Annotated in this window: 10 protein-coding genes and 1 pseudogene; 7 read left to right on the top strand and 4 right to left on the bottom strand. The window is 69.9% G+C overall.

Features of this window, described 5'->3' with window-relative positions; translation table 11 throughout:
* Window positions 1-4: 4 nt before the first annotated feature.
* Window positions 5-1,216, bottom strand: a complete 1,212-nt coding sequence (hemA, locus tag BG418_RS09020) for a 5-aminolevulinate synthase (RefSeq protein ID WP_188273194.1) — start codon at window positions 1,214-1,216, stop codon at window positions 5-7.
* 355 nt (window positions 1,217-1,571) lie between these two features.
* Between hemA and BG418_RS09015 the strand changes: the two genes are divergently transcribed.
* The 3 genes from BG418_RS09015 to BG418_RS09005 all read left to right on the top strand — a co-directional run bounded on the left by BG418_RS09015 (window position 1,572) and on the right by BG418_RS09005 (window position 7,390).
* Window positions 1,572-4,622, top strand: coding sequence for an AfsR/SARP family transcriptional regulator (locus BG418_RS09015; RefSeq protein ID WP_188273193.1), 3,051 nt, complete (start codon window positions 1,572-1,574; stop codon window positions 4,620-4,622).
* A 195-nt stretch (window positions 4,623-4,817) separates the two neighbouring features.
* Window positions 4,818-6,743, top strand: a complete 1,926-nt coding sequence (locus BG418_RS09010) for a RiPP maturation radical SAM C-methyltransferase (protein ID WP_188273192.1) — start codon at window positions 4,818-4,820, stop codon at window positions 6,741-6,743.
* Window positions 6,740-7,390, top strand: a complete 651-nt coding sequence (locus BG418_RS09005) for a DUF5825 family protein (protein WP_188273191.1) — start codon at window positions 6,740-6,742, stop codon at window positions 7,388-7,390. Before BG418_RS09010 ends, BG418_RS09005 begins: the two co-directional genes overlap by 4 nt.
* A gap of 16 nt (window positions 7,391-7,406) precedes the next feature.
* Here BG418_RS09005 and BG418_RS09000 read toward each other — a convergent pair whose 3' ends face one another.
* Window positions 7,407-7,850 carry a VOC family protein gene (locus BG418_RS09000; RefSeq protein ID WP_188273190.1) on the bottom strand — a complete coding sequence of 148 codons (444 nt, stop codon included), beginning with the start codon at window positions 7,848-7,850 and terminating at the stop codon, window positions 7,407-7,409.
* Between the two features lie 93 nt (window positions 7,851-7,943).
* Between BG418_RS09000 and BG418_RS08995 the strand changes: the two genes are divergently transcribed.
* Entirely contained in the window at window positions 7,944-8,933 is a 990-nt protein-coding gene (locus tag BG418_RS08995) for a YafY family protein (protein ID WP_188273189.1), read from the top strand.
* A gap of 16 nt (window positions 8,934-8,949) precedes the next feature.
* Here the strand turns inward: BG418_RS08995 and BG418_RS08990 are convergent, their stop codons facing one another.
* A complete protein-coding gene (locus tag BG418_RS08990; RefSeq protein ID WP_188273188.1) occupies window positions 8,950-9,711 on the bottom strand; it encodes an endonuclease/exonuclease/phosphatase family protein in 762 nt (253 codons plus the stop codon).
* A 69-nt stretch (window positions 9,712-9,780) separates the two neighbouring features.
* On the opposite strand from BG418_RS08990, the gene BG418_RS40465 reads away from it, so the two are divergent.
* On the top strand, window positions 9,781-10,008 hold the full coding sequence (locus BG418_RS40465) for a hypothetical protein (protein ID WP_262928561.1): 228 nt from the start codon (window positions 9,781-9,783) through the stop codon (window positions 10,006-10,008).
* Window positions 10,009-10,038: 30 nt separating this feature from the next.
* Window positions 10,039-10,233 (top strand): hypothetical protein, encoded by a 195-nt coding sequence (locus BG418_RS40460; RefSeq protein WP_262928560.1) that lies wholly within the window; start codon window positions 10,039-10,041, stop codon window positions 10,231-10,233.
* On the opposite strand, the pseudogene BG418_RS41130 reads toward BG418_RS40460, so the two are convergent.
* Window positions 10,161-10,487, bottom strand: a pseudogene (locus BG418_RS41130) (alpha/beta fold hydrolase); the annotation flags it as partial. The gene BG418_RS40460 and the pseudogene BG418_RS41130 overlap by 73 nt on opposite strands.
* On the opposite strand from BG418_RS41130, the gene BG418_RS08980 reads away from it, so the two are divergent.
* Window positions 10,390-11,070, top strand: coding sequence for a TetR/AcrR family transcriptional regulator (locus BG418_RS08980; protein WP_317453574.1), 681 nt, complete (start codon window positions 10,390-10,392; stop codon window positions 11,068-11,070). The pseudogene BG418_RS41130 and the gene BG418_RS08980 sit on opposite strands and share 98 nt — an antisense overlap.
* Window positions 11,071-11,106 lie beyond the last annotated feature (36 nt).

Genomic DNA, 11,106 nt, shown 5'->3' with positions numbered 1-11,106 from the left:
GGGGTTAAAGGGCCTGCAGGCAGTGGTGCAGCGATGCGGCGAAGTGCGCGATCTGTTCCGGCGTGCGGAACGGGGCCACCGTCACGCGGTAGCGCTCGCTGCCGGCGGCCACCGAGGGGTAGTTGATCGGCTGGACGTAGATGTCGTGGTGGTCCAGGAGCATGGCGGCCACGTCGCGGACCCGCTCGGCGCCGCGCACCATCACCGGCACGAGGTGGCTGTCGGCGTCGAGGAACTCGATGCCGCGGGCCCGTAGTTCGGCCTTCATGAGGGCGGTGTTGTCGGCCAGCGCGGCACGGAGCTCGGTGCCTTTCTGGACGAGGTCCAGCGTGCAGAGGGTGGCGTCCATCGAGGCCTGCGGCAGTGCCGTGGTGAAGATGAACCCCGGCGCCTGCGAGCGCACATAGTCCAGGGCCACGTCGGGGCCGGCCACGTATCCGCCCACGGTGCCGAGCGACTTGCCGAAGACCCCTTGTACGAAGGTGGCGCGGCGGTCGCCGAGCTCCTCGCTGAGGCCGGCGCCGGTGACGCCTCGTACGCCGATCGCGTGCGTCTCGTCGAGCCAGGTCAGCGCCTGGAAGCGCTCGGCGAGATCGAGGATGTCCGACAGCGGCGAGGTGTCGCCGTCCATGGAGTACACGGACTCGAACACGATGAGTTTCGGCAGGTGGGCGGGGGTAGCGGCCAGGCGTGCGCGCAGGTCGTCCAGGTCGTTGTGCGCGAACACCTGCTTGGCCGCGCCGGAGCGGACGATGCCCTCGATCAGCGAGCGGTGGTTGAGCGCGTCCGAGAAGACCACCATGCCGGGTGTGGCGGCGATCAGGGTGCTGAGCGACTCGAAGTTGGCCACGTAGCCGCTGGAGAAGATGAGGGCGCGTTCCTTGCCGTGCCACTGGGCCAGCCGGTGTTCGAGCTCGACGTGCGCCACGCTGGTGCCGGCGATGTTGCGCGACCCGCCGGTGCCGGTGCCGTGCCGTGCGACCGAGGCCTGCTGCGCCGCGATGGCATCCGGGTGCTGGCTCAGGCCCAGGTAGTCGTTGCTGCACCAGACCTGCACCAGGCGGTCGTGGTGCCAGGTGTGGCCGGGCTGGGCCGCCTGGTGGGCGACGGGGAGGAAGTCCCGGTAGAGCCGCTTGGCCTTGAGCTCGTCGAGCTGGAGCCGCAGGGGGTCCAGGATCGACGTCCGTCTCGGTGTTTCCAGGATCTCGACAGTCATGTGATTCCCCTCAGGGCGCTGTCAGGTTGGTTGGTGGGGCGTGGGGATGGGCGGCTGTGGGAGGGGCCGGTCGTGGGGGCCGGGGTGCCGCTCGCACAGGGGAACCGGTTCCGGCCGAGGTGATCGCTCACGCGGCGTGGCGGTATCGCCGTCGTTCTGCCGGTGCCTTTTGACGGCTTCACTGTTGCGGAGTGGGCTTCCGGGAATCTTCCGGAACTCTTCCCGGCGACCGGTACCGGCGGACCGCAGGTCTTGAGGAGGACACGATCATCTGGATAGGCTGACGCGCCGTTGGCCGGGGGGCGGATGGCATCTCTCACACCGTTGCCTGCTGACCACACGACCGGGGAGAGCCATGCTGGATTTCCGTGTGCTCGGCCCCATCGAGGCATGGCGGGACGGACGCACCGTCCGACTCAACGGCCGCAAGACGCGATCCGTGCTGGCCGCCCTGCTGCTCCGCGTGGACCAGGTCGTGCCGACCGAGCGGCTGGTCAGCGTGTTGTGGGGGGAAGCCCCGCCGGCGACCGCCGCCACGCAGGTGCACAAGTGCGTATCCCAACTGCGCGCCGAGCTCGGCCCCGACGTCATCGTCCGTTTCGGAGGCGGGTACCAGCTGCATCTGGGGGAGAACCGGCTCGATCTGCAGGCCTTCGACCACGATGTCTGCGCCGCGCGCGCGGCGCTGGAGGCCGATCGGTGTCCGGAGGCCGCCGAGTCGTTCCGGACCGCGCTCGCGCTGTGGCGAGGAGAACCCCTCGCGGACGGCACCGAGTATCTGATCGACATGGAGGCACCCGCCTTGGCGGAGCGGCGCATCGGCGCCGTGCTCGACCTGATCGAGACCGATCTGTCCCTCGGGCGGCACAGCGAACTCGTCGGTGAGCTCCGCTCCCTCGTCGCCGACCATCCTCTGCGCGAGCAGCTGCGCGGCCATCTGATGACGGCCCTGTACCGGTCCGGCCGAGTGGCCGAGGCGCTGGCCACGTATCACGACGGCCGTGTGCTGCTCGCCGAGGAACTCGGTATCGACCCCGGACCGGAACTGCAGCGCCTGCACGAGTCGATCCTGGCCGGAGACCCGGGGCTGGAGTCACGCGGAGGCGAGGGAACGCGCCTGCGTCCCGCACCGGCCCAACTGCCGCCCACCATCGCCGATTTCACCGGTCGCCTCGTACAGACCCAGCGGATCTGCGCCCTGCTCACGGCGGCCCACGAGGACGCACCCGCCCTGGTGGGGGTCTCCGGAAAGGGCGGGGTGGGCAAGACGACCTTGGCCGTCCACGCCGCTCGCCGGGTCAGCGATGCCTTCCCGGACGGCCAGCTCTACGTCCGTCTGCGGGGTCCCGAAGCGCAACCGGTGGCCCCGCTCGTCGTCCTCAAACGCTTCCTGCGCGCCCTGGGAGTCGACGACTGGCTGATCCCGGACGACATCGACGAATGTGCGCAGCTGTTCCGCAGCCGCAGCACCGGACGCCGCCTGCTGATCCTTCTCGACGACGCCGTCGACGAGGCGCAGGTACGCCCTCTGCTGCCGAGCTCGCCGGGGTGTGCGGTGCTCATCACCAGCAGGCCGCGCCTGGCCGGGCTTGAGTCCGCCCATCACCTGGCGCTCGATGTCTTCGGCTCGCAGGAGTCCGTGGAGCTGCTCGAACGCACCGCCGGTGCCCACCTGCTGGGCAGCGATCACGTCACCACCCTGGAGGTCGCGCGGCTGTGCGGCCACCTGCCGCTCGCGGTACGGATCGCCGCGGCACGCTTCGCCCTGCACGCGCGCGGAGATCTGGCGTGGTTCGCCCGGCGGCTCACGGACGAACGCAGACGGCTGGACGTCCTGGTCGCCGGCGATCTGGAGGTCCGGGCCAGCCTCGCGATCGGCTACCAGGGCCTGCACCCGCGAGAACAGCGGGCCTTCTGCCTGCTGGGCCTGCTGGAGGTGGCCGACTTCGCGGCGTGGGTCGTCGCTCCGCTCCTCGACGTCTCGCTCGACGAGGCCGAGGACATCATCGAGGAACTCGTCAACGCGCAGCTGCTCGACATCGCCCACTGCGACGCCACGGGCCAGACCCGCTACCGCTACCACGACCTCGTCCGGCTGTACGCGAGAGAGCGGGCGGAGAGCGAACACCCCGAGCCGCAGCGCCTGATGGCGCTGGTCCGGGCACTGAGCACCTGGCTCACGCTGGCAACCGAGGCCGCGGAGCGCTTTCGCGGAGCGCGCTTTCGCGGCTGGTCACCGCTGTCCTTCGTGGGCCCGGACCGCTACGACGGCTTCCACTCCGCCGACGTGGACCTGATACTCGCCTCGCCCCTGGCCTGGTGGGAAGCAGAGCGGGCGTCCCTCATGATCGCGATCCGGCAGGCACACGACCTGCGGCTGAGCCAGGTCGCCTGGGCCCTCGCCGACGGCCTGACCGACTTCCTCGATCTGCGGCATCGCTACGGCGACTGGGAGGAGTCCCACAGTGTCGCCCTCGCGGCCTGCCGGCGCGCGGGCGACACGGTCGGTGTCGGTGTGATGCTGCTGCGGCTGGCCCCCCTGCGCATCCTCCAGAACGATCCGGTGACCGGCCTGGACATGGCGGTGCGGGCCCGTGGTCTGCTCCAAGATCTCGGCCACAAGGCCATCGAAGCCGAGGCCGCCGTTGTCGAGGCGGCCGCGCTGCGAGCGGCAGGCGAGCACGGTGCCGCGCTGGTACGGGTCTCCGAAGCGCTCGAACTCGCCCGAGCCGGTTCCAACCGCGTCGCCGAAGCCCAGGGAACACGGGAACTCGGCACGATCCACTATGCGCAGGCCGATTGGGCAGCGGCCGCGGAGGCCCTGCGCGACGCCGTCGCGCTCGGCCGTGGACTGCACAGCCGACGTGAGGAGGCGCTTGCCCTGCGCTACCTGGCGGTGGTGCTGCGCCATCGCCAGGAGGTCGAGGAGGCACGCAGGTCCGCCGAGTCCGCACTCGCGGTCTTCCACGAGCTGGGGGATCGCCCGTACGAAGCCTTCAGTCATCTGACGCTCGGGCTGATCCTGCTCGCACTCAATGATCCCGCGGCCCGGCGCTTCGTGGAGGAGGGCAGCAGGCTGCTGCAGGAGATGCAGCTGGGGTTCGGCACCGGCGAAATGCTCTACGTCTGTGCGGCGTTGGAACTCGCCGACGGCCATGCCGACCGTGCCGTGTCCCGGCTCGGCGAGGCGATCAGCATCATGAGCGCGGAGCCGGTGCACCACCTCCTGCTGTCCACCGCCGAGCTGCTCGCCGACGCCCTGAGCGCGATGGGCGCCGAGGAGCGAGCGGACACCGCGCGCCGGTACGCGAGGAGCCTCGTGCAGTACCTGGGCCACCGCCTGCCACCCGGTCTTGCGGCCCCGGTCGAGTCGGTGACCAGGTGGAATGACACCGGAAGGAAATAGGTAGCCTGCCCGGCTAGCTTTCGCGTGCCATCCCAACGACCCAGAACGGAACGTGCCGATCATGAAGAAGACCACGATCCTGGTCGACCCTCGGACCAGGTCCAAGAACGGCAACTCGCCCGTCGTCGGTATCGGGAGTCCCAAGACCAAGAGCAGCGAACAGCGTTGAGATCTCCGTCGGAAGGAGCGGGCGCCGTGCGTGCGACGCTGGTGAACATGCCGTGGGCTGCGCTGGACACGCCCTCACTCGGCCTCGGCATCCTGCACGGGATCGCGCGTGAGCACGGCGCCGAGGTCGAAACGCTCTGCGCGAACCTGGACTACTACGACTGGGCCGCCCGCGAGAGCGGCCTCACCGCCGAGGACTACGACTTCTTCGCCACCCGCGCCTATTTCGACGGCTACGGCGACTGGGTCTTCTCCAGTGCCCTCTACGGCGATCCGGCGTGGCGCATGACCGAGTTCCGCAAGGACATGGCGAGCGGTCTCGACGAGCGGCTGCGCGAGACGAGCATCCGGCTGCACGAGTCGGCACCCAGGTTCATCGACGAGCTGGCCACCCGCATCGTGGAGACCGGCTGTGAACTGGTCGGCTTCACGACCACGTTCCAGCAGAGCACCGCCGCACTGGCCGCGGCGCGACAGATCAAGCGACTCGCGCCGCAGACCGTCGTCGTCCTCGGCGGCGCCAACTGCGACGGCCCGCAAGGAGCGGCCCTGCACCGGAACTTCCCGTATCTCGACTACGTCGTCCGCGGCGAGGCCGAGCGGGCGTTCCCGGCCCTGCTCGACGTCCTGCGCGGACACGGGGACGCGGCAGCCGTGCCGGGACTGTGCTGGACCGCCGAGGACGGCACCCGGGTGGCGAACGACATGTCCGCGGCTCCGCTGCCGCCGCGCCACTGGAGAAGTCCGGACTACGACGCCTACTTCACCCGGGTCGAGCACTCGTCCGCGCGTTGCCACATCGAGCCGAAACTCGTGCTCGAAGGGTCGCGCGGCTGCTGGTGGGGCGAGAAGCACCACTGCACCTTCTGCGGTCTGAACGGCTCGTCGATGGCGTTCCGCAGCAAGGAGCCGGTGGACTTCCTCCACGAGATCACCTCGCTCGCGCGACGGCATCACGTGCTGGACGTCGTGGTGGTGGACAACATTCTCGACATGGGGTTCGTCCGGCACCTGCTCCCGGCACTGATCGACACCGGAAGCGACTTCCGGTTCCACTACGAGATCAAGTCCAACCTGCGCTACCGCGAGCTGCGTACCCTCGCCGATGCCGGGCTCGTGCACGTCCAGCCCGGCATCGAAAGCCTCAGCACGCGCGTGCTGCAGCAGATGAACAAGGGCGTGACCGGCTGCCAGAACGTGCGGCATCTGCGCGACGCCCAGTCCGCAGGACTGTGGACGGTGTGGAACTACCTGTACGGCTTCCCCGAAGAGAGCGACGACAACTACACCTCGGTGATGGGCCAGCTGCCCGCCCTGCACCACCTCGCCCCGCCCGAGGGGGTGACCCGTATCGCCATCGAGAGGTTCAGTCCCTATTTCGACCGGCCGGAGCTCGGCTTCACCGACTTGAAACCTGCCCCGCACTACGCGCGGATCTACGATCTTCCGGAGCAGGAGCTGTACGACCTTGCCTACGTCTTCGACGCCCCGCCCGCCGGGATCGACTCGGCTCTGGCCGAGCAACTGGAACAGTCCGTCGCGCGGTGGCGTGAGCTGCACCGGACCAGCATGCTGACGCATCACGACCTCGGCCACAAGATCGTCCTGGTGAGTCGCCGTCATGGGTTCGACTGGTCGACGCTGACACTTGACGAGCCGATCGAGGTGGCCGCCTTCCGGCTGCTGGAGGAGCCACGCAGCGTGCACACGCTGACGCGGCGGCTCACCGCCCGGTTCGGCTCACCCGTACCGGAGTCGCGGGTGAGCCAACTGCTCGCGGACTGGCGCGCGTTGGGGATCCTCTTCGAGGACGCGGACCGTTTCGTGCACGTCGCCCCCCTCGCCACCAACGCGGAACTCACCCGGATCGGGGAAGCCGCACCCGACATGACACGGAACTTCCTCATCGCCACCGAGGCCGCGGACGAGCAAATCCCGGTGGCGGCACGATGAGAGCGACTGCATCCCCCCTCACCCTGAGCCTTTGGCGCGACTACCGGGACGAGGTGCTCCGGTTGCCGGGGATACACCTGGGTACCGCGGCGGTCACCACGGACACGGCTGCGGCGGCGCGCGAGTTCTACGCCTCCGGTGCCCGCAGGGTGGAGCTGATCACCGTGGCCGATGTGTCGTCCGACGCCGATCCGCACACCGTGGTGCGGATCCTCGACCTCCTTCGTGAACTGACCGCATGGGGCATGGTGGTCGACTGGCGTGTACGCCTGACCGATGTGCCGGCGGCCGGGATGCACCTCGGCCATCTCTATCCGCCCCGGGAGATCGACGGCCCCGAGGGTGCCGCGGACCTGCGGGCGGAGTGGGCACGGGGTTTCTTCCTCGGCAAGTGCCATTACCGCAAAGGCCCGGGCTTCCTGGAAATCCGGGACCACCGGTCGGGGGTCCTGAACCGGATCATCATCGACGAGGCCGAGTACCTCGCCGCCGTGGACACGCTGCGAGAGGACCCCACAGCCCGTGGCGTCCCGGCCGGAATCCTTGACGACCTGGCCGCGGAGTCCCTGACCTTGCAGTTCGGCGACTGCCACTGGTGGAGCCCGTGCCCGGTGTACCGCTGGCCGCAACAGCCGTTCCTGGTCTGACGTTTGAGCTTGCCGCTCATCTGGTGCGGCGGGGTGCCGACGCGGCCCGCTGGGGCGCGTCGGGCGGGACCACTGCGTGCGCTGCCGCCGGGGTGACGGGGGTGAAGAAGTTGACGAGGTTGCCGTCGGGGTCGCGGAACAGCAGCGATCGGTTGCCCCAGGGCATCGTGGTGGGTTCGTTGACGAAGTCGGCGACGAAGCCGGTCAGGTTCTCGTGTACGCGGTCCACGTCGTCGACGAGGAACTCGATGATCACGCTGTGGTTGTCGGCCGGGCGAGCGGACCCCGGCGCGAACAGCGGCACCGTGCGGGTGCTGCCGATGGCGAGGGTGGCGCTGGGGGTCTTGAGTTCGGCGAAGTCCTCGGTGGACCAGGTCGCCTGCACCCCGGTGGCCTTCTCGTAGAACGCGACGAGTCGCGCGATGTCGCCGGTGATGATCCGGAGCGAGACGAAGTCCATGGTGTTCTCCCTGCATTCGTGGTGCCGTTGGACTCCGCACGCTAGAACAAATAGTGGACAGAATCGGTCCGGTATGGGCGCTAGGCTCTGGGTATGTCTCGACCTACCGGCCGCGTGCTCACCCTCCTGGAGCTGCTGCAGTCGGGGGGCATCCGGACGGTTGCCGAACTGGCCGACCGGCTCGGTGTCGAGGGCCGCACCGTGCGGCGGTACGTGGACCACCTGATCGACCTCGATGTGCCCGTCGAGGCGGTGCGCGGCCGCTACGGCGGCTACCGGCTCGGCCCCGGCTACCGCGTGCCTCCGCTCATGTTCAGCGACGACGAGGCGCTCGCCGTGCTGCTCGGCCTGGTTGCCGGCCGCCGAGCGGGGTTGACGACGACGGCGGACACGGCGGGCGAGACGGCTGCGGCCAAGATCCGCAGGGTGCTGCCCGAGCGCGTCGCCCGCCGACTCGACACGGTCCTGGAATCCCTCGCCTTCACGGCTTCGCCCGGCGAGTTCGCCACCCCGGACGCCGACGTCCTGCTCACCATCGCCGACTCGGTGCACCACCGCCGACCGGTCTCGATCCGGTACACCGACCGCGACGGCCGGCGCAGCGAACGCGGGCTGCACCCGTACGGGATCGTCGCCCATGCGGGCCGGTGGTACGTCACGGGTACGGACCCCGAGATCGGCGAGGACCGGACCTTCCGGCTCGATCGCATCACGGACGCGAGGACCCTGCCCGGCTCGTTCGAGGCGCCCGTGGGCCCCGGTCCGGCACAGCGCGTCCTGTCCGGGTTCGCCACGGCCGAGTACCGGCATGAGGTGACCTTGCGGATCCACGGGACGGTCGAGCAGATCCGCGCCCGGCTGCCCGCCACCGTCGCGAGCGTGGCGGAGACCGCGCCCGCGGCAGACGCGGATCCCGCGAGCGAGCGCTGGCTGCTCGTCGAACTACGGGCTGAGCAACTCGACTGGTTGCCTCCCGTACTCGCCTCACTCGACCGGCCGTTCGTCATCGAACGCCCGGATGAACTGCGCGGCCTCGTCCTCGCGTTCGCCGACCGCCTCGCGTCCTGCGCCCGCCAAGCCTGACAGCACGGAACCAAGGTCATGAGCCGGCACAGCCAGATGGCGGCACGCGCAACGCGGCCAGCACCGGCAGATGATCCGTGGCTGCCCTGAGGTCTCGTTCCGAGACCCCGGCGAGTCCCATCGGCACGCCGCATCCCAGCACCTGAACCCCCTCCGTGGCGAAGACGGCGTCGATCCGCTGCAACGGATCACCCAGGCGGGTGGTGTGCTCCCGTCCCCACGGCTTCGTCGCCCAGCCGTCCTGCAAGGCGTTGGCGAGCAGGCCGAAGGTGCGGCCGTCGGGCCGGTCGTTCAGGTCTCCCGCGGCGACGGCGTGCGGCACGCCCATGGCGGACAGCCTCTCCAGAAGCAGCCGGCCCTGCTCGTAGCGCTCCTGGTCCTTGATGCTCAGATGGCAGCTGAGCACCCCGAGCCGGGCCCGGCCGAACCGCAGCACGGCGGTCGCGAAGCCGCGCTGGTGCAGGCCGGGGGTACGGGGGAGCAGGACGTCCTCGGCGCGCTCCACGTGGGCGCGGAGCGAGGAGAGGATCATGGGGCCGGAGGCGGTGGCACCGCCCGAGACGTACACGAGTCCGGAGGTCCTCGCGAGGCCGGCGGCGGCCTTGCGCCAACGGAAGAACCGCGGCGCCTCCTGAACGCAGACCACGTCAGGCCGGCAGGCCCGGATCACCCGTGCGAGGGCCGCGACGTCGTCGCGCATGGAGCGGATGTTGTAACTGAGCACGCGCACGACCACGGAGCCGTCCGGCTCCGTCGCCGACGTCGGCAGATCCTCCACGCTTCCCCTCTCGACGATGTGGACCAGGGGGCTTTCACGGTTCGGTCCAGGTCAGCGAAGCCGGTCGCAGTGTTCGACGAACGTGCGGAGCCTGGTGGCGAACCGTCCGGGATCGACGAGGTGGACGAAGTGTCCATCGCCCACCCACTCCTCGATCTGCGCATCCGGCATCCGGCCGAACCGCTCGCGCTCGCCGTCGGTTGCCGGCCGTCCGAACACCGCGAGGCACGGTACCCCGATGCCGCTCGTCTTGGCGTCGATCCACGCCTGCAGGTCAGCCGGATCGGTGCCCAGTAGCCGAGCACCACGTCCTGCCTGACCTTGTGCGTGTCCAGCACCAGCGTGCGGGTCGGCTGCGGGATGCGGTCCAGCCCGAGGCTGTTCTCGATGTTCTGCCACACCTGCTCGAAGGCGGGGCCGCGCAGCAGCGGCGCGATCTGGTGGAGCATCCGCGCGAAGGGAAGGACCTCCATCGCCTGGTCCACCAGGACGATGCCCTTGGCCGGATGGGCGGACGCGTAGAGTCCCGCGATCCCGGCGGACATCGAGTGCCCCACGACGACGGGGCGCTCGACGCTCAGCGATTCCAGCAGGTGGTGGAGTTGTCCGGCGACGTCTTCCAGGTCCGTCGGCTTGCCGTCGCTGTCACCGTGCGCCGGCAGATCGATCGCGACGCTGGTGACCGAGCCGTCCAGCCGCTCGATGATCGGCCGCCACGTGCGGCGGTCGAACGTCAACCCGTGCAGGAAGACGACCGGTGTGCCGCTCCCCTCCATGGGCAAACCATGGGACGACGACGAGAACACGGCGGCGCTGCTGGCCGCAGCGGAGCAACTGCTTCAGGAGCGCGGTGCCGCCGCGCTGTCGCTGCGCGAGGTCACCAGCCGCGCCGGCACCTCGACCCGTGCGGTCTACAGCTTGTTCGGATCGAAGGAAGCGCTGCTCGGAGCACTCGGCGCGCACGCCATGGAGATGCTGCACGAGGGCGTCGACGCCATCCCCGTCACGGACGATCCACGGCACGACCTCGTAGAGGCCGCTCTCATGTTCCGGCGGTTCGCGCTCGACCACCCAGCCCTGTTCGAGGTGGCCTTCCAGCGCGTCGACCCCGCCGTGTGGCCGCGCTTTCAGGCGACGGCCGCCGACGCGCTGGTCGCCCTGTCACGGCGGTTCGAACCCCTTGTCGCGGCGGGCCTGCTCGGCGGGCGGCCCGTGCCGGAAGCGGTGTGGGCCTTCCATTCCTTGTGTGAGGGCATGGCCGGCGTCGAGCTTCGGCGCACGCCTTTCGGGGTCGATCCGGAGTGGCTGTGGCGCGAGGCCGTCCGCGCACTCTTGAGCTTCGCCGAGCTGTCGCGGTAGGGCTTGCCCGACGGTGGGCGTCCGTCGAACGGCCCG

Source organism: Streptomyces sp. CBMA152 (assembly GCF_014596475.1).
Lineage (GTDB): Bacteria > Actinomycetota > Actinomycetes > Streptomycetales > Streptomycetaceae > Streptomyces.
This window is presented reverse-complemented; position numbering and strand designations above follow the sequence as displayed.